Raw genomic sequence first — 17,286 nt, 5'->3', positions numbered from 1 at the left:
ACATTATCAATTTAATCTTCAATTTATCAAAATGTTATTTATTTACTAAATAGGATCAAATAAATTCATATCATTTGAATCTTGTTTTGGGATCTCATCTTGATTTGGTAATGAACAAAATCCGTCTTTGCAAATCATCTTTTCTTTTGCAATACTTGTAGTTTCTGAGAATATATTTTGGTTATTGTTATTTGAAGATTCTTTAAGCATTTATAAAAAAATTAAATCCAATATTAAATTAATAACTCAATATATTTTGATAAGCAACAAAATTAATATTTATTATTTATTTACTTTTTTTGATTTGGCAAGTCTCTCCAAAATAGCGCCATTATATAAATGAATAAAGATATAGAACAAATATAAAGTAAAGAATTTAGATGCATATTTATTTAAGTAATTACTAATAGAATGCATTTTATAATAAAAGGGATTTCATTTCATTGGGAATTGTTTAACTTAGCAATCCTATAAAGTCTAGTATTTATTTGATTTTTTTATGATTTCCCCAAACTTTCATAAGGAAAAGTTTTTAAATATTAGGAATATATTTTTTTAGTTAGTAAAAATTATAAATCTAAGATTTTAAAAATTCTAATGAAAATTCTATATTTTTAAAAGTTTATGTGATATTTACGATCTATCCTTATTTATATCTTTAAGAGCTTTTCTACCTTCTTTAAGGGTTCTTAATAAAAGCCAAGAGAGAGAGGAAATAATAAGAATAGTAAGTGTAATTAGAGAAATAAAAGTGATATCTATATTATTAGTCAAATAACTGGAATTCTTTCAAAACTTTTAATTTAAAATTCAATATAATTTCAACCGTTAGATCTAGAGTAAGCAGGTATAAGCATTCCTCCGTCTTGATCGTCATTATTATCATCATCAAAGCCACCTCCGAGGAGTAACTCAATGATTACAAGTATAGCTAATGGGTAAAAACACCATAGTATCGCCGTAAAAGGACTGATTGAGGAAGATGCTGTGTACAATTCTGTCATAGGTAAATACTAATCTAAAGAAACAACAATTGTGGATCCTTTGGGTAGTGCTATTCAATATGTCTATTTATATTCTTAAAAAAAATTTTCTGTATTAAGAATATATCTTTGGTATGGATTGATATTTTTATTCTTCAATATGAATTTGAATAATAATCTCTTGAACCTACTGAGAAACTAATAATGACATAATGAATCGCACAATTGTTATGTTTTATACTTAACAATGATTGTACAATTTTGATTCAAAAACTATTATCTTGATTTTATAAATTCTATGTTTTCTTTCACTTTTGATCCTTTGGCTGCTATATTTGGTATATCAGGAATTGTAGGCTTCTTTTTCTTCGTAAATGCTGCAAAAGGAACTTCCAGTATCAATACAAAACCAAAAAATAAATTAGATTAGAATTTGTTCAGTCAGAAACCTAAATTGAGATTTTAAATCTAGATTTTTAACAGTCTTGTTAATTATTATTTATTCCATTGTTTAGAAATAAACTCAAGAAAATCTTTTAGGTCTTCTTCGGGACAATTTGTTTGTTTTTGTAAATCAATGCATATTTGCTTAATATTTTCATAAGCCTTTTTTACTATTTCGTTTTTTTCGATAACCTCAAAATATTCTTGATCAGTAAAAGGCATAATATTAGTCCCCCTTTTGAAAATTATGTATTAACTATATTTTATCTGCATTGACTAAAAATAAATAAAGAAAAAATCTTTTTCCTTACATTTAGCTGCCCAATCGATAATGTTTCTTTATGCTTTTCGTTACTTCCCATTCGCAGTAAAGACCAGCGGGAAACTTAACTAGATCTCCAGCTTTTATAAAATAAACGTCACCGTTTTGAGTACTAATTTTCGCTTTGCCTTCAATAATTAAGCAAATTTCCTTATCATCGTAATTCCATTGAAATTTGCTTGGCTCACATTCCCAAATAGGCCAACTTTTTATTCCATACTGGATTATTACGCTTGCACTACATGGGGAAGTAATTAGAACTTTCACGAAATAGTTCGCACATATTTTTTTATTTTACAAATAAAAGAAATTTTTATTTTCGAGAATGTGTATTTGTTTACCGTCTTTCATTTTTTTTCGATTATTATAAAAAAAATTTTTAATTTATGGATGAGCTTTCTGTATTGTCAATTTCATTATCTATAGCTTCTCTAGGGATATTTTTTTTATTTTTTACGTCAAATGATGATGATGACCAAGATGGAGGTAAGTTGATTAAATCATTAGAAAGAATTAATTAATTAATTTCAAGTAAATAAAACATTTAATAGAGATTTATAACCCATAAAGCCTGCATAAATGCAGCTTAGAAAAATAATATAAACCTCAAAAGTTCCTAGTTTTTTTTTCTTTAAAATTTTCATTGTTCTGAGTCTTTATAGAATAATTTTATTTAATCTGATTTCTATTAACATGAGTATTTATTACATTGCCCCCTAGATTAAAGAATTATTAATGTCAAGCCAAAAAATAAAAAACAAGTAAAAAATATTATTTTTTTTGTAATTTCTCTTTCTTCATTCTTAGCAAAAAGTAAAGAAATTACTGGAGATGTACTTAATAAAGCCCATCCTATTCCTATGGGTAGGGTTTTAAACACAATTTGTTGGAGCAATATACCTATATTGCTTCCAAGAAGTATTGAAAGCAAAAATCTTTTTTGTTGTTTTTTTTCTATGTTTTTTAAGAAAAAATTAATCTTAAATCTTTTTAAAGTAATCAAAAAAAATATTGCACCTAACAATCTTATCTCAGTTGTGAGGAAAGGAGATAAATTGCTTTGAAGGAAAACCATCCTTGAGAAAAGACCTCCAAGAACAGCACATAAAACTGATAAAAAAGGAAAAGCAAAAATCTTAAAATTAATTTTTTCTACGAAAGGGGAATTTGCTTCTTTAAAATCGTTACCGTTTTTGAGAATTATGAAAAGCGAAATCGATACTATAAGTATTCCAACCCATGATTTAGTTGTTAAATTTTCATTAATAAAAATTTCACCTGACAAAGCTGCCATTAAGGGAGAAAGAGTTTCTACAGATAAGGTTTTTCTTGTGCCAATTGTTTTTAATGATTTTAGGTAGAAAGTATCACCTAAACCAATACCTATTATTCCACTAATTAGTAGGATAAATATGTATTTTAGTTCAGTTGTAGAACTAAGACCGATAAAGGCAGGTATAAAAACTAAAAAAGCTATTATATTTTTTATTAAATTAATATCTACTGATTTATATTTTTGAGTTTGCGAGCGCCAAATAAAGCACGCATAAGTCCAAGATGTAGCAGCGCCAAAAGCAGAAAGGATTCCAATCAAAACGAATAATTTTTAGAAATTTTATTTTATAAGTTGAGTAAATACTAAAAAAAATACATAAATAAGAATCAAGATACCTGGTAAGTACTGTATTAGTGATTTGAAAATATTTGTTTTCATATTTACTAGAGGATAATATTTTAACTTTAAACTGTTTTTTTACTGCTTGGGTATAAACTTTCTAACTTCTTTCTTCTTTGAACTTTTGCATTAATTCTTTCATCTTTTTCTTTTTTCTTGACCTCATCATTTATTTTGTTTCGTCTATATCCAAACCAAAGTAGAACCCAAATAACAGATGTTATTAAAAGAAGAGCTGTATACTGGCTAGTCATAGGAAAGCTGGCCTCAGAATATTTAACGTAGGAAAATATTAGACTCATTCAATTAAGTTAGTGCATAAAAATAACGACTGTGTTGATTTTTTAAAAATTAAAAATATTAATAAACTGCATCTACTAATTATGTATTATCACGGGTTTTTTATATATTTTTTTATAGTTCTTTTGGAATAATTTTTCTTGGGATCTCCTTGCTATTATCAGATTGAAGCATATTGAATGATAATTTTTTGGAACCTTTTGATTTGGTTGTTGTAGGAGGTGGTCCCGCGGGTTTTATGACAGCAATAACTGCTGCAGAAAATGGAGTTAAAAGAATAATAATCCTTGAAGGCACTTCAAAACTTATGGAGAAAGTTAGGATTAGTGGAGGAGGAAGATGTAATGTTACTAATGCAACATGGATACCAAATGAACTAGTTGAGAATTATCCTCGAGGTGGTATTCAGCTTTTGGAGTCATTTAATCGATTTGCCGCTGGAGATGTATTTGATTGGTTTGAAAAAAGGGGGTTAAAATTAAAAATTGAAGAAGATAAAAGAGTATTCCCAAAGTCTAATTCTTCTTTAGATGTTATTAATTGCTTGAGAAAAAGTGCAATATTAAAAAACGTAGAGATATTAAAAAAATTTTTTGTAAAGGAAATTGTAAAAACTCCAGATAATCTATTTAATATCTTTAGTCTTAAAAAAGAAAATATAATTGCAAAAAATATTATTATTTCTACTGGTGGTCACCCTAGCGGATATAAATTGGCTCAAAATCTTGGACATAGTATTGTTAAACCTGTCCCATCACTGTTTACTTTTTCTACAAAAGAAGAAAATTTGAATGAATGTAGTGGTGTATCGATAAAGGACATAGATATAGAAATCAAATTAAACAATAAAACCTTTCAAAATAGAGGAGACTTATTAATCACTCATTGGGGTTTTAGTGGCCCAGTTGTGTTAAAACTTTCATCAATTGCAGCAAGGGAACTTTTTAACCAAAAATATAGATTTAATCTAATAATCAAATGGTCAGTTCTAAGTTATGCAGAGTTAAAAGAAAAAATTAATTATTTAAGATTAAATAAAGGTAAAGTAAATGTAATGAATAGTAGACCTATTCCATCATTAACAAAAAGATTATGGATTTTTTTACTAAATAAGATAGGTATTGATAAAGAGAAGAAGTGGGCTGAATTACTTTCTGATGAAAGAGATAAAATGATAAATACTCTTTTGAAAGATAACTACATGATTTCTGGGAAAGGACCATTTGGAGAGGAATTTGTTACATCTGGAGGCGTGAAAATTAATGAAGTTTGTTTTAAAAGTATGGAAAGTTTAATTTGCCCAGGATTATTTTTCTCTGGAGAAGTCTTAGATGTTGATGGGATCACAGGTGGATTTAATTTTCAACATTGTTGGACAAGTGGATGGATAGCTGGAATGGCAGTATCAAAGATAAATCTTAAAGTAACAAATCAATAAGTTTATCTTTTTTTTATTAAGGATTATTTTCAAAAAGTTTTTTAAAGAAACTTTAATTTTAAAGTTTAAATGTTGATGAAGATCAATGCCGAATATTTTATCAAAAAAAGAAGAAGAAGAAAGAAGGTTAAAAGCTTTAGCCGAATACAGGATTTTGGGAACTAAGCCTGAATCATGTTATGACGATATTACAAGAATTGCCGCTGCGACATGTAATGTGCCTATTTCTTTAATGACTTTAGTAGACAAAGATAAACAATGGTTTAAATCTAAATTAGGACTTCAAATATCAGAAACTAGAAGAGATTGGTCTTTTTGTACCCATGCAATAAAAGAAAATAGTCCCTTAATTATTCATGATGCTTACCAAGATGAAAGATTTATTAATAATCCATTAGTAACAGGAGACCCAAAAATTCGATTTTATGCAGGTTTTCCTCTTAGAACTAGTGATGGTAATAAGCTTGGAACTCTTTGTGTAATTGACAGAAAGCCAGGAAATCTTACTATGCAGCAATTTAATATTATGGAATTATTATCTAAACAAATTGTCTCATTTCTAGAGCTTAGAAAAAAGTCATTAAATTTGTTAGATGCATTGTCTCATTTGCATAAACAAGAAGGTATTTTATCTGTTTGTTCATATTGCAGAGAAGTAAAAAATAAAGATGGCGATTGGATGCATTTGGAAAAATATCTTTCGAACATTAGTGATATAAGGTTTAGCCATGGAGTCTGTGATAACTGCATGGAAAAACATTTCCCAGATGTTATTGAAGTTTGGAATAAAAAGGATTTTTTTGAAGATGGGCAAAAAAGGTATTTAGGCTCTTAGATTCAATAAAGTGTTTTTTAGTTGTTAATCTATTTCTAAACAAATTCTTTATTTGGTGGTTAGTATTGTATAAATTTTGACTAGAAAATGTTATTAGGAACTTTATTAACAGGCGAAATCGCTAAAAGTGCATTGGTGGCATATGTTCATTATTTAGGAATTATTTTGTGTTTCGGTTCTCTTTTATTTGAAAGATTGACTCTAAAAGTAGATCTAAACAGAAATGAGACGATCTCAATGATAATTGCAGATGTTGTTTATGGCTTGGCAGGAGTTGCAATTTTAGTTACTGGTATATTGCGTGTTAAGTATTTTGGTCAAGGCGGTGATTTCTATACAGGTAATCCTGTGTTTTGGATAAAGGTTTCTCTTTACATTTTGGTTGGATTACTTTCTTTATACCCAACAACAACCTATATCTTATGGGCAATTCCATTAAGTAAGAATAAATTACCTGAAATTTCTGAGAACCTTGTTAAGAGGTTTAAATTTATCATTACCACCGAATTAGTAGGCTTTGCAACAATACCTTTGTTTGCAACTCTTATGGCTAGAGGTGTAGGTTTAGGTTGAAAAATTTATTTCTAGAAAGAAATTGTTTAATAAGCGAGAACAAACAATATAGATGGAGTCTAAGTTTTAAGATTTATAAATCTACAAAAGAAATTATTTTTATTGGTTTAAATCCTTCACTATCAGATGCAGTTTTCTTGGATAATACAACAAAAAAGATAATCAAGATTTCGAAAAACAATAATTATGGCAAAGTAAAATTAATCAATCTATTTGCTCTTGTTTCAAGCAATCCAGAAAAACTTTTTAATCACAAAAACCCTGTTGGTTATCTAAATAATCATCATATTTATAAAAACTTAAAACACTGGTCTGAAAATAAAAACTGTGATTTATGGTTAGGTTGGGGCAATAAAGGGGAATTTCTAAATAGAAATAAAAAAATATCAAAAAAAATAATGCAATATAGTTCAATTAGGAAAAATAATTTTGATAATCCTCTCGGACCGCTCTTAATTAAGAAAACAATCAAAGATAATCCAATTCACCCTCTATATTGCTCCGATAATTCCATACTCCAATCTTATTTTTAGGAATAAGGCTGAAAGACAAGAGGCATTATTTTTAGCTATTTCATTAAATATGTGTTAACTTCTATTTGGTAATTTAAATTTATATGAAAGTTTCAAAGCAATTAAATAAACTAAAAAACTTAAATGTTGAGGCAGAAAAATGTTCTACAAGAGAAGAGGCAAAAAAAATAATTAATAAAGCAAATAAAGCACAAAGTAAAATTAATAAATAATTAAAATTAATCTTCCTTATTTATAATTTTCAAACATATTCATTAAAAATAAAATATTTATTTCTAAGAATTTATGTCTTTGAAAATAATTAAAATAAGGAAATCTCAAGAAAGATTTAGATCAAGTAGAGAATGGCTTAATTCAATGCATTCTTTTTCTTTCGCAGAGCATAAAGATCCGAAATGGGATAATTTTGGGAATATTAGAGTTATAAACGAAGATATTATTTCTCCTAATGAGGGATTTAAGACGCATTCTCATTCAAATATGGAAATAATTACCGTCGTAACAAAAGGAGCAATAACTCATAGAGACTCGTTAAACAACTTTGGAAAAATTCACCAAGATGAAGTGCAAGTTATGTCTGCAGGTACTGGGATCTCGCATAGCGAGAATAACGAAGAGAATGAGACCTGCAAGTTGTTCCAGATCTGGATATTCCCTAAAAATGAAAATATCAAACCTCGCTATGACCAAATTTCATTAAAGGAAAAGTTAGGGGACAATCTTATTGTTGATTACAAAAATGTTCAAAATAATAAACTCTTTGTAAATCAAGATATCTCTTTATGGCGTTGTAAATATAATCCTATTAAAGAAAAAAAATTGCCTTTAACAATTGATAAATATAATTGGATACAAATAATAGAAGGCGATCTTTTATTAAAAAGCAAACACCCTGATTTAAAAGTAAGCCTGTCTTCTGGAGATGGCTTGGGTTTTGAAGCTATTAATTTTAAAGATATTTCTATAGATACGGAAAAAGAATTAGATTTTCTTTTGTTTTCAATGCCTTCTTTATAGTTTATCTATTACTCATCAACTCCTTTATTAAAGGCATTTAAAGCTTGCAAAGCCATGTTAAGGTGAACTTCCATAGCACCAAGTGCAATTAAAGAATTTGGTGATTTGTCTTTTAGTAAATTCTCTTTTCTTTTTGATAACTCGTTAATTACTTTCTTAGTTGAAGCTTCCCAATTGTTTATTAAATCGTCAAATTCTCTTTTTTCAGGGTTTTCTATTTCTGCTAATTCATCAGAAAAATGAGAATCTTTTTGTGCCTTAAGCATCAAGTAACTTAATTTCTTATGACTGATTGCTTGAGGTAAATTGTTAGATTCACTCATTGTTATAATTTAACTTCTATTCGGAATCTAACTAATTAAGTGAATATTTGCTAGTGGTAAGCGGTTGTGATGACCGACCTGAAAATTACTTAATGATCTTTAAATAAAAACTATATTAATTAATCTTTAGTTTTTCACTTATTAGTTTCTTGAAATGATCTCCTCGCTCTTCATAATTTTTAAATTGATCAAAACTTGAACAGGAAGGTGAGAATAATAATGTTCCACCCTTATTATTTTGTAAATATTGAAAAACAAAAGTTAAAAGCTCTTTGAGTTCTGGAAATTCAAAAATATCTTTTTTAAATCCTTCATTAATAAGCGCCATTTTTAGGACTTTTGAGCTTTCTCCAAAAAGAAAAATACATTTAACTTTCTTCTTTAAAACTTTTATCCATTCCGTGTATTTATTGCCTTTTAATCTGCCTCCAGAAATTAATATTATTTGACCTTCAATAGAATCTATTCCTGCAATAGATGAATCAAAATTCGTAGCTTTACTATCATTAATTATTTCCAGATCATTATTTTTGTAAATTGTTTCCATCCTATGAGGTAATTGTCTGTAATTAGATAAAGAATATTTAATCTTTTTTCCAGATAATCCAACTTTTCTTGCCGCTGCTATTACTAATAGAAGATTTTGAAGATTATGCATTCCTTTTAAAGGAAAATGTTCAAGTTTGAATAGTCTTTTCCCTTTCTCAACAATGAATGCGTTATCATCTACCCAATAATCGCATTGAATCAAATTTGATTTATCTAAACTAGTTGTTATCCAAACCCCTTTTGATAGTGAGCTATAATGATTTCTTAGATTTTCATCGTCATAATTATAAATTCTAAAATCTGATTTTTCTAGTAAGCTTTTTTTTATGTTGAAATAGTTTTCTAGTGTTTTATGTCTTTCAAGATGATCTTCTGTGAAGGTTGTCCAGATTCCAATATTAGGTTTTACTTCTGGAGATATTTCTATTTGATAACTGCTTATTTCAGCCACAACCCAGTCAAGTTTTTTGTGTTTTTTAGAGTAAGCATATTTACATAAAGGTGTACCAATATTTCCTGCAAAAGGAGCATATAATTCATTCTCGCAGAGTATATGGCTTAGTAAATGGGTAACAGTAGTCTTACCATTAGTGCCAGTAATACCTATCCAATTTGTATCTTTTAAAATTTCCCATGCAACATTAATTTCACCAATTACTTTAATGCCTTTTTTTTTTAATTTAATAATAGTTTCATGGTCATAAGGTATTGATGGACTTATAACAACAGATTCAATTTCTTTTACAAAGGGATCAATTTCTTCAAATACAAATTCTTTTTTCAGACAAACTAATATATTAAGTTCTTCCAATTCTTTTTTTGCTTCTAAGAATTTTTCCCCATCTTTACTTTCCCAAACAATTACTCTCTTATCGACTCTTTTCAAATACTTGGCAGCCCAAAATCCAGATTTACCTAATCCAATTACAAGATTAATATTTTTTCTTTTACTTAAATGATTATTATTTATCATTAAATTTATAATTGCATTTATATTAAATGTGTTTGAGGCTTAATTCAATCATGAGATTACTCTTAAATATTTATAGAATTCGCCAAATAAAAGTTAATTAATGGAAGATAATACTGCAAAATATTGGTTCTCTTGGTTTTATGACAAGTGGGAGAAAAATGCTCCAGGTGAATTAATAGAAAAGGGTTTAACCCCATCTCAGATTGCTGAACGTTTTGTAAAGGAAAACCATGATAGCTTTATTCAATTATCAAAAAAAATTGATGAAAAAAATTATGATGCCTTAACAGAATTCATGAAGCTTTCAGAGAGTGAGTTGCATATCTTGAAGTATTTTCTAAAGTTAGTAAAAATAAAAAACTTATAAGAAATTAGACAGTAATTCAAGGCTTTTTTCCCATAAATTTTTTCTTTCTTTTTTATTAATGGCTAAAGGAGACGTAGGGGATAGTTTTGGATGACCTCTGAAATTAAATTTAGGACCATAATGATCACCCCCTTTTGCATCTGGTGAAGTAGCGGCAAAAAGTTGAGGTAAAGCACCCATCTCAGCAGATTGAAAAATAGGGCTAAATAATTCCATGGAGAATGTTTCTATTGGACTAGGTTTGGGCTTTTGAGCAGTAAAAAGATTTGTTTTTGCTATTCCTGGGTGAGCAGCTAGAGAAAGTATATTTTTGGGCCTTAAGTTCTCATTTAGTTCCAAAGCAAACATTACATTTGCCAATTTGCTATTGGAGTAAGATTCCCATTTGTTGTAATAGTTCTCTGCTTTCAGATTTTCCCAACCAACTTTCCCAAAAAATTGTGCTCCAGAAGTAACCGTTACTATTCTCGATTTCTCTTTTTTTTCAATAATTGGAAGAAGCTTTAGGGTTAAAAGCATATGAGCTAAATGATTAACTGCAAATTGTATTTCATATCCTTGGGCACTAAGTGTTTTAGGCGGGTGCATTATGCCTGCATTATTGATTAGTAAATCCAGATTTTCAAAATCATCAAAAATTTTAGACTGAACCTCAACAACATTATTTAAATCTGATAAGTCTAATTCTAGAGGTGAAAATATTCCTTCAGGATTAAGAGCTTTAAGCTTTTGTATCGTTTGATTAGCCTTTTCAAGGGATCTACATGCAATGATTACATGAGCGTTTTTTTCGGCTAAGGCCTTTGCCGTATAGTATCCAAGACCACTATTCGCACCAGTAATTAGTGCTGTTTTGTTAATCAGATTAGGAATATTAGATGTTTCCCAGTTAGAAATTTTAGGTCTTGAAATAGTGGAATTCATTTAATAATTCAGCAAATTGCTTTGGAATTTAACCAAAACTTAATTACCGTTTAACTGTAATTAATGGAAGTAAGTATCGTGAGCTCTTTTTGAAGGTATTAGTTAATATTATTTCTCAATTGCATATTGCCATTCGTTATTTTGAGATAAGCTTTTCTCTCTGCTTAACTGCAGTTTCCTACTATTTATTTTAATAACTATCCCATCAGTTGGATATTTTGCAAATATTTTTCTCTCTAACCAATTTTTTTTAAATATTTCGATTTCACTTGTAATATTTGTGAAGTAACTTTGGGGGGTGCTGAAGCCACATTTTTTAAGATAGTTAAGGGTTTCATATTGGTTAAGTCTTCCATTAAGTATTTGGAAACAGCAAAAGCTGAGACTTGCTCCAATCCCTTTATTATCATTGAGGTATTTTCTTGCAATTCTTTGGGAAATTCCGGCAACTTCGTTTGTAGAGTATAGTTCACCTCTAATTTGAAAATCTCGTTTGATAGGAATACAATCGGGGACATTTTTAATTTGTTTAATTTTGCTTGAGACATCAAATCCTTTTTTTGTAATAGCTTTATTAAACTTGCCATTTATGTATCTAATTGCAATAGCGCAGCCATCAATTTTTGGTTGAATACTTAATCTTGTTTTTGTAAATAAACTTCCCAAAAAATCTTTATAATTTTCTTTAGCCAATTTTGGTAAAAGTCTATTGTTTTTTTGATTAAAATAATCACATTCTGTATCCACAGGTATAAAGAGCTTCTCAAGTTGCTTAAATGCATCATCGGAAATTATACCGTCACCTAATCTATATTTTTCATCAATGTACTTAACATCTCTCTTTAATAAGTTATTCATAGTAGTTTTGATAAATATTTAAAAATCTTCTAGAAAAATTTTTATTTAAATTATGATTTAAAAATTAAAAACAGATTTAGAAATTAATTGACAACTAAATATTTTCCTACAAAGAGAGCGATTTAATAGTATAAAATGAACTGATTAGGAGTTTAAATTAAATACTTCGATCAAACATATTTACTTAAAAGTTAAATAGAAAAATTTCAAGACTTAATTTGTTGGCTAATTTTTGAAATTTATATCAATACAAAAAAAAATTCTTTAAAGTTATGAGAAAATGTCATTTTTATTAAAAGCTCAAGATATTTGGGAGAATTTTGCAAAATATAAAATTAATGATTATGCAAAGTTGAGAAATTTTGATTTTGGGCCAAATAATGAAAGTTCAGTTTCAAAGTTATCACCATTTTTGACTCATAGAATATTGTTGGAATATGACCTGATACATGATACTGAAAGTAAATATAAAGTCAAAAATTCAACTAAGTTCATTGAAGAAATATTCTGGAGAGTTTATTGGAAAGGGTGGATGGAAAACAGACCGAAAGTTTGGCAAAATTTTATTTCAGAAAAAAATCTTGATTATGATCATGAGTTATATAAAAGCGCAGTTAATGGGAATACAGAATTAGATTTTTTTAACTCTTGGGTACATGAATTAAGAAAATATAACTATTTGCATAATCATACAAGGATGTGGTTTGCGAGTACTTGGATATTCAATTTAGGCCTCCCATGGCAATTGGGAGCAAAGTTTTTCTTTAAATATCTTTTTGATGGTGATGCTGCATCTAATCTCCTTAGTTGGAGATGGGTTGCAGGATTGCAAACTAAAGGAAAGCAATATCTTTTTTCATCTTCAAACCTCAGAAAATTTTCAAACAATAGATTTAATGTAGAAAAAATAATTAACAAACAAATTTTTCTTGAGGAATCTAATCAAATTCCATTAGAAGATGAAATTTATAAAAACAATATGGATCCCAAATCAGATAATCTGATAATGTTTGAGAATGATCTGCACCTTCCAACCCTTAAAAATTTAATCTGCAGATATAAAAAGGTATTCATTATTCTTCTAAACAATGAACAAAGACAAATTAAATTGTCTGAATCTGTTTTGAAATTTAAACAAGAACTGGTTTCTGACTTTGTAGAGCATTTTGATAAAGTTGAACAGATTGACCCTCATTCGCTAGAAGATACTTTTAAAAATATTAATCAAATAGATATTATTTATCCTGGAGTTGGAGAAAATTATGACTTTATAGTTAAGTTTAAAACTTTAAACAATAAACATATATTTAATCTCGTTAGGGATGAAGACTTATTCGCTTGGAAGTTCGCCAAAAAAGGATTTTTTAAATTTAAAGAAAACATTCCTAAAATTAATCAAAGAATATTTGAAAATTACTCAAAAAATAATTTTTAACTAATGGAATTTCATAAGCAGAAAAAAAGAATTACTAGCTAGTTAAGTATAAATACTTATTTAGATATGACTTTTGCTCTTTAATCCACGATGGAATCTGTGACTAGTTATTTTTACTTAAGAATATTTTTTTATTGTGCTTTCTACAATTCTTACTAAATCGTTTAGCAAAGATACAGCTTTATTAATTCTTAGAGTCATAACAGGTACAGTTCTCATTCACCATGGTTATGAGAAATTAGCTAATATCGAGAATTTTGCAGATGCATTTGTTAGGCCATTACATCTCCCATTCCCAATATTTTTATCATACATTGCAGCATTTTCAGAAATAGGTGGAAGTTGGTTATTAATTATTGGTTTAGCTACAAGATTCGGAGCTTTGGCTATTGTTGGAACAATTTCTGTAGCTATATATCACGCACTTGTTACTTCAGGTTTTAATATTTTTCTATTAGAACTATTACTTCTATATTTCGCTTCAGCAACTTCAATTGCCTTATCAGGCCCTGGAAATTTTTCTATAGATGAAGTTATAATTAGAATTCTTAAATCAGAAGACACAGAAGAAGACAAATCTTCAAAAAAAGTGAATTCCTATACTAAGGAGTCCAAATTAAAAGAAGAAACAAATAAAGTTGGTTTGTTTCAATACATACAAGCTAATATCCTTTCAGATATCTGAAGCTAACTTTTTGGGGTAAAGACTATTAATTAGCTTTTCCCTTTTACGATAAGAACTTTTTTTATCGAATTTTATCTTAATAGTTGCTTCAGTAAGACTTATAAAAAGACCTAGAGCAGTAACCCAGCATAAAAAAATGAAAGGGTTATCTGGAATTTCTGAAAAATTCATATCAATAATTCTTCTTTTTTTAAACTGACTTATTGCTATATGTTTTTCAACCTAAATATACAATTTAGAAATATTCTATGGATTAATTTCTTGTTTTCTCCATTTATATTTCTTTTCCCAGATATATCTTTTATGAATAGGCTGTTCTAATTTAAGAAGATCTACTGAGAAAATTTCAAAATTTATAACTACAAAATTTTCTGGCTTATGTAATTTGTTTAGTAATTCATAATTAAACTGTAACTTTGGGTTAATTCTATTACCAGGAGTTCCCCAGAACCATGAAGCTTTTGATTTTTCGGATAATGTATCCCAATAATTTTTGTTATCACTTAATTCACTGATTTCTCCTTTGAATCTATATTGTGATTTAGTCTTCAAAAAAAACCATAATATTTCTGCATTAGGGTTGGATTTTATATGCTCAATTTTTTCACTTCTTCTATCTGTAAAAATAATTATTGAACTATCTTTATGCCATCCTCTGAAAACTACTGTTCTTAATCTCGGCTCATTTTTTTCGCTAACTGTTGCAAGCTGAATCCATCTATTAGATGGTGATTTACCCTCTTTTTTTCTAGAAGATTTTAAATCTTGCCTCCAACTTGGTAAGTTTTTTTCAAGCATTTAATTTAGGTAAAATAAGGCCACTTTTCTTTTTGTATTCTTCGAATGAATCGTATTTTGTGAGCGATTTATCTTTTTTAATCATTCTTGGAAGAAAAACTATAGAGAAAAATATTGCAAGAATTACGAATGGAATGAAACTCATTGAAAGGATGGCGAACGATAGATAAATTAGTATTTCTCCTAAATAATTTGTATTCCTTATATTTTTGAAAAATCCTTCTTTAATAAGATCTTTTTTTAATTTAAGAGAAAAATATTTCTGAGAATCACTAGCAAAGTGTAAAAATACACCAATAATATTTATAGATATAGAAGCAGCTATTACTATATTTGGAACAGATTTATGAGATGAGATAAGAATGTAAGGAGCTATCCAGTAACTTCCAAGGAAAATAAAACCAGTAACTGAAGTTAAAAAATTGATTTTTTCTTTAAAATAGGGATCAGGAAATATCTTTTCTTTTAGAAGCCAAAGTAATCCATAAGTACCATGCAGAGCTAAATAAACATAGGGAGCGATTGTAAAATTATCAAAAATAATCATAAGTCCTACTACTACAAACGCTGTTAGCCCCTTATGGAGATTAATTATTTGATTAAGTTTCATCTTTTTTTAATAATCTAAAAAATGAAATTATTTTCTGTGGATATAACCTAGGTTGTCAGAAGTTTTAATGGGCGATACTGGATTCGAACCAGTGGCCACTACCGTGTCGAGGTAGTGCTCTACCACTGAGCTAATCGCCCAAATTGAGGAATTTTAAATCCCCCTTATAAGAAAATAGCAGGTTGCGTTTCATTTTCTAAGTAATTTAACTTTCCATCTTTCTCTTTTGGTGATTTCTAAATTTAGAATTTCAATAAATCCTTTATTTTCAAGTTCTAGTTTGTCGCCAACTTTTAGATTAATAGTTGGCTTATTAACTTTGCTCCCATTTAATCTGAGCATTCCATTTTCTATCCTTTCAATAATTTTGGTTCGTGATATCCTAAAACCCGCTGAAGCTATAGCGTCTAATCTTGTTGAAGCCTCTACTGTATTAACAAGTTTTTTTGATCTTCCAGAAGGTATTTGTAATTCATCTATACAAACTAAATTAATTTTTACTTTTACGTCTCTCAAATAAAAAAAATTTTCATTTAGATATTTAACATCTGAACTATCAATTATCCCTTGTGCTCCCCTATCCCCAATAGTCCATATATCCCCTACTTTTTTATCATTTAACCCATTTTCAATTAATAGGGATCTAAAGTCGTCTTGCGTAGCATTATCAAATAAAAAATTGCCATTAATTTTTATCCCTTTAGCTGGAAAATCACTTTTTAGAGCATCCTCCTCAGGAATGTGATCACCTCTGAAGCAAGCTATTCTAGATCTTTGAGAAGAGGAGAATCCTCCATAAACAAAAAATTTGAAATCATTCAAATTTCCAAAATCTTTTAGAATCTCTTCACAAATATAAGTTGAATGAAATCCAGTCCAATAAGTTTCCCAGTGCTTGTAAGCTAAGTTAGCTATATTTATTAATTCCTCAGTTTCTTTTTTAAAGTTTGAATTTATTAAGATTTCTTTCAAGTCAATCATTTAGCCTTCCAAAAAAATTATATCTTTAGCTTCTGATTGTTTTATTAAAGCCCAAGGCAATTCAGTTCCAATTTGATTTTCAAGCAGAACAAGCCATTTACCCTCTTTATTAAAATTAATAATTGATCTCAACTCTTTATTTCTATTAATGTTGATACTTGCAGAAGAAACAACGCTTCCCAAATATCCTGAACCCATTCCCAAAAGACCTCCAATTAAGGATTCTCCAAGGTTATTGAAACCAAGGAAGCTGAAAGTTGATAAATTTGTCATGTTAGAAAAAGCTATTCCAGCTATAAAACCAAATGGCATTAGCCATCTACTCATATCTTTTTGTCTGATTTCTCTATCGAGTTTAGGATTTAGGATTCTTATATCTTCAAATTTTTGAGACTTAAATAGGATATTTGCTTTTGCATTTAGCAAATCGGTTTCATCTGATAATCTTTTCTCACCTGATGGTGGGATCAAAATAGCTTCAGAGAGGATTACTGATTTTTCTTTGAAAACATTAAATAGCTGAATACATTGATCAATGTTTTCATATATAACAATACTTTTAGTCAAATTTTAATCCTCAAATGTTTGTGTGTTATTCAAATTAATAAAATAAGATACATACACTATAGATTAAGTTAAAGTAAAAGATTAAAGAACCAATCT

27 protein-coding genes and 1 tRNA gene are annotated in these 17,286 nt (G+C 28.4%); 11 read left to right on the top strand and 17 right to left on the bottom strand.

Features of this window, described 5'->3' with window-relative positions:
- Nucleotides 1-45: 45 nt before the first annotated feature.
- From SOI86_RS04775 to SOI86_RS04765, 3 genes are all read right to left on the bottom strand, one after another.
- Nucleotides 46-210, bottom strand: a complete 165-nt coding sequence (locus tag SOI86_RS04775; protein ID WP_320682447.1) for a hypothetical protein — start codon at nucleotides 208-210, stop codon at nucleotides 46-48.
- 423 nt (nucleotides 211-633) lie between these two features.
- Complete coding sequence (locus SOI86_RS04770; RefSeq protein ID WP_320682446.1) at nucleotides 634-774, bottom strand: hypothetical protein; 141 nt, start codon at nucleotides 772-774, stop codon at nucleotides 634-636.
- Nucleotides 775-821: 47 nt separating this feature from the next.
- A complete protein-coding gene (locus tag SOI86_RS04765) occupies nucleotides 822-1,004 on the bottom strand; it encodes a hypothetical protein (protein WP_320682445.1) in 183 nt (60 codons plus the stop codon).
- 277 nt (nucleotides 1,005-1,281) lie between these two features.
- Here SOI86_RS04765 and SOI86_RS04760 point away from each other — a divergent pair, with 277 nt between their 5' ends.
- Nucleotides 1,282-1,413: a hypothetical protein gene (locus tag SOI86_RS04760; protein WP_320682444.1), complete on the top strand. Its 132-nt coding sequence runs from the start codon at nucleotides 1,282-1,284 to the stop codon at nucleotides 1,411-1,413.
- Nucleotides 1,414-1,478: 65 nt separating this feature from the next.
- Here the strand turns inward: SOI86_RS04760 and SOI86_RS04755 are convergent, their stop codons facing one another.
- Both SOI86_RS04755 and SOI86_RS04750 read right to left on the bottom strand, forming a co-directional pair.
- Nucleotides 1,479-1,649: a hypothetical protein gene (locus SOI86_RS04755; protein ID WP_193742442.1), complete on the bottom strand. Its 171-nt coding sequence runs from the start codon at nucleotides 1,647-1,649 to the stop codon at nucleotides 1,479-1,481.
- Nucleotides 1,650-1,740: 91 nt separating this feature from the next.
- Nucleotides 1,741-2,016 (bottom strand): cupin domain-containing protein, encoded by a 276-nt coding sequence (locus SOI86_RS04750; RefSeq protein ID WP_320682443.1) that lies wholly within the window; start codon nucleotides 2,014-2,016, stop codon nucleotides 1,741-1,743.
- Between the two features lie 119 nt (nucleotides 2,017-2,135).
- On the opposite strand from SOI86_RS04750, the gene SOI86_RS04745 reads away from it, so the two are divergent.
- The gene (locus tag SOI86_RS04745; RefSeq protein WP_320682442.1) at nucleotides 2,136-2,270 is read left to right on the top strand and encodes a hypothetical protein; all 135 of its coding nucleotides are present in this window, start codon (nucleotides 2,136-2,138) and stop codon (nucleotides 2,268-2,270) included.
- Between the two features lie 200 nt (nucleotides 2,271-2,470).
- On the opposite strand, the gene SOI86_RS04740 is transcribed toward SOI86_RS04745, so the two are convergent.
- Together SOI86_RS04740 and SOI86_RS04735 are read right to left on the bottom strand one after the other, a co-directional pair.
- Entirely contained in the window at nucleotides 2,471-3,343 is an 873-nt protein-coding gene (locus tag SOI86_RS04740) for an EamA family transporter (RefSeq protein WP_320682441.1), read from the bottom strand.
- Between the two features lie 146 nt (nucleotides 3,344-3,489).
- Nucleotides 3,490-3,726 carry a hypothetical protein gene (locus SOI86_RS04735; protein WP_320682440.1) on the bottom strand — a complete coding sequence of 79 codons (237 nt, stop codon included), beginning with the start codon at nucleotides 3,724-3,726 and terminating at the stop codon, nucleotides 3,490-3,492.
- A gap of 188 nt (nucleotides 3,727-3,914) precedes the next feature.
- Here SOI86_RS04735 and SOI86_RS04730 point away from each other — a divergent pair, with 188 nt between their 5' ends.
- The 6 genes from SOI86_RS04730 to SOI86_RS04705 all read left to right on the top strand — a co-directional run bounded on the left by SOI86_RS04730 (nucleotide 3,915) and on the right by SOI86_RS04705 (nucleotide 8,120).
- Entirely contained in the window at nucleotides 3,915-5,162 is a 1,248-nt protein-coding gene (locus SOI86_RS04730) for an NAD(P)/FAD-dependent oxidoreductase (RefSeq protein ID WP_320682496.1), read from the top strand.
- A gap of 85 nt (nucleotides 5,163-5,247) precedes the next feature.
- Nucleotides 5,248-5,997, top strand: a complete 750-nt coding sequence (locus SOI86_RS04725) for a GAF domain-containing protein (RefSeq protein ID WP_320682439.1) — start codon at nucleotides 5,248-5,250, stop codon at nucleotides 5,995-5,997.
- 87 nt (nucleotides 5,998-6,084) lie between these two features.
- Complete coding sequence (locus tag SOI86_RS04720; protein WP_320682438.1) at nucleotides 6,085-6,570, top strand: DUF2214 family protein; 486 nt, start codon at nucleotides 6,085-6,087, stop codon at nucleotides 6,568-6,570.
- Nucleotides 6,567-7,103 carry a DUF1643 domain-containing protein gene (locus SOI86_RS04715; RefSeq protein WP_320682437.1) on the top strand — a complete coding sequence of 179 codons (537 nt, stop codon included), beginning with the start codon at nucleotides 6,567-6,569 and terminating at the stop codon, nucleotides 7,101-7,103. The genes SOI86_RS04720 and SOI86_RS04715 overlap by 4 nt, the downstream gene beginning before the upstream one ends.
- Nucleotides 7,104-7,186: 83 nt before the next feature.
- On the top strand, nucleotides 7,187-7,315 hold the full coding sequence (locus SOI86_RS04710) for a hypothetical protein (RefSeq protein WP_257469953.1): 129 nt from the start codon (nucleotides 7,187-7,189) through the stop codon (nucleotides 7,313-7,315).
- Nucleotides 7,316-7,388: 73 nt separating this feature from the next.
- The gene (locus SOI86_RS04705) at nucleotides 7,389-8,120 is read left to right on the top strand and encodes a pirin family protein (protein WP_320682436.1); all 732 of its coding nucleotides are present in this window, start codon (nucleotides 7,389-7,391) and stop codon (nucleotides 8,118-8,120) included.
- Nucleotides 8,121-8,128: 8 nt separating this feature from the next.
- Here SOI86_RS04705 and SOI86_RS04700 read toward each other — a convergent pair whose 3' ends face one another.
- Both SOI86_RS04700 and murD read right to left on the bottom strand, forming a co-directional pair.
- Nucleotides 8,129-8,443 carry an MATH domain-containing protein gene (locus tag SOI86_RS04700; RefSeq protein WP_320682435.1) on the bottom strand — a complete coding sequence of 105 codons (315 nt, stop codon included), beginning with the start codon at nucleotides 8,441-8,443 and terminating at the stop codon, nucleotides 8,129-8,131.
- 115 nt (nucleotides 8,444-8,558) lie between these two features.
- The gene (gene murD, locus SOI86_RS04695; RefSeq protein WP_320682434.1) at nucleotides 8,559-9,965 is read right to left on the bottom strand and encodes a UDP-N-acetylmuramoyl-L-alanine--D-glutamate ligase; all 1,407 of its coding nucleotides are present in this window, start codon (nucleotides 9,963-9,965) and stop codon (nucleotides 8,559-8,561) included.
- 100 nt (nucleotides 9,966-10,065) lie between these two features.
- Between murD and SOI86_RS04690 the strand changes: the two genes are divergently transcribed.
- Nucleotides 10,066-10,332, top strand: coding sequence for a hypothetical protein (locus tag SOI86_RS04690; protein ID WP_320682433.1), 267 nt, complete (start codon nucleotides 10,066-10,068; stop codon nucleotides 10,330-10,332).
- Here the strand turns inward: SOI86_RS04690 and SOI86_RS04685 are convergent.
- Both SOI86_RS04685 and SOI86_RS04680 read right to left on the bottom strand, forming a co-directional pair.
- Nucleotides 10,327-11,256, bottom strand: a complete 930-nt coding sequence (locus tag SOI86_RS04685) for an oxidoreductase (RefSeq protein ID WP_320682432.1) — start codon at nucleotides 11,254-11,256, stop codon at nucleotides 10,327-10,329. The two genes, SOI86_RS04690 and SOI86_RS04685, sit on opposite strands and share 6 nt — an antisense overlap.
- A gap of 108 nt (nucleotides 11,257-11,364) precedes the next feature.
- Nucleotides 11,365-12,114 carry an NAD-dependent DNA ligase gene (locus tag SOI86_RS04680; protein WP_320682431.1) on the bottom strand — a complete coding sequence of 250 codons (750 nt, stop codon included), beginning with the start codon at nucleotides 12,112-12,114 and terminating at the stop codon, nucleotides 11,365-11,367.
- 280 nt (nucleotides 12,115-12,394) lie between these two features.
- Here SOI86_RS04680 and SOI86_RS04675 point away from each other — a divergent pair, with 280 nt between their 5' ends.
- Complete coding sequence (locus SOI86_RS04675) at nucleotides 12,395-13,549, top strand: FAD-binding domain-containing protein (RefSeq protein WP_320682430.1); 1,155 nt, start codon at nucleotides 12,395-12,397, stop codon at nucleotides 13,547-13,549.
- A 136-nt stretch (nucleotides 13,550-13,685) separates the two neighbouring features.
- Nucleotides 13,686-14,234, top strand: coding sequence for a DoxX family protein (locus tag SOI86_RS04670; RefSeq protein WP_320682429.1), 549 nt, complete (start codon nucleotides 13,686-13,688; stop codon nucleotides 14,232-14,234).
- Here SOI86_RS04670 and SOI86_RS04665 read toward each other — a convergent pair.
- From SOI86_RS04665 to SOI86_RS04640, 6 genes are all read right to left on the bottom strand, one after another.
- The gene (locus SOI86_RS04665) at nucleotides 14,223-14,405 is read right to left on the bottom strand and encodes a hypothetical protein (protein WP_320682428.1); all 183 of its coding nucleotides are present in this window, start codon (nucleotides 14,403-14,405) and stop codon (nucleotides 14,223-14,225) included. The two genes, SOI86_RS04670 and SOI86_RS04665, sit on opposite strands and share 12 nt — an antisense overlap.
- A 75-nt stretch (nucleotides 14,406-14,480) precedes the next feature.
- Entirely contained in the window at nucleotides 14,481-15,032 is a 552-nt protein-coding gene (locus SOI86_RS04660; RefSeq protein ID WP_320682427.1) for a pyridoxamine 5'-phosphate oxidase family protein, read from the bottom strand.
- Nucleotides 15,025-15,642 carry a DUF1295 domain-containing protein gene (locus tag SOI86_RS04655; RefSeq protein WP_320682426.1) on the bottom strand — a complete coding sequence of 206 codons (618 nt, stop codon included), beginning with the start codon at nucleotides 15,640-15,642 and terminating at the stop codon, nucleotides 15,025-15,027. Before SOI86_RS04655 ends, SOI86_RS04660 begins: the two co-directional genes overlap by 8 nt.
- A 68-nt stretch (nucleotides 15,643-15,710) precedes the next feature.
- Nucleotides 15,711-15,782: transfer RNA gene (locus SOI86_RS04650), tRNA-Val, on the bottom strand.
- A gap of 49 nt (nucleotides 15,783-15,831) precedes the next feature.
- Complete coding sequence (locus SOI86_RS04645) at nucleotides 15,832-16,623, bottom strand: photosystem II S4 domain protein (RefSeq protein WP_320682425.1); 792 nt, start codon at nucleotides 16,621-16,623, stop codon at nucleotides 15,832-15,834.
- Nucleotides 16,624-17,190: a hypothetical protein gene (locus SOI86_RS04640; protein ID WP_320682424.1), complete on the bottom strand. Its 567-nt coding sequence runs from the start codon at nucleotides 17,188-17,190 to the stop codon at nucleotides 16,624-16,626.
- Nucleotides 17,191-17,286 lie beyond the last annotated feature (96 nt).

This window comes from Prochlorococcus sp. MIT 1314 (assembly GCF_034093315.1).
In the GTDB taxonomy this organism is placed as follows: domain Bacteria; phylum Cyanobacteriota; class Cyanobacteriia; order PCC-6307; family Cyanobiaceae; genus Prochlorococcus_A; species Prochlorococcus_A marinus_Y.
The sequence above is the reverse complement of the archived record's forward strand: the minus strand, read 5'-3'. Positions and strand labels throughout refer to the sequence as shown.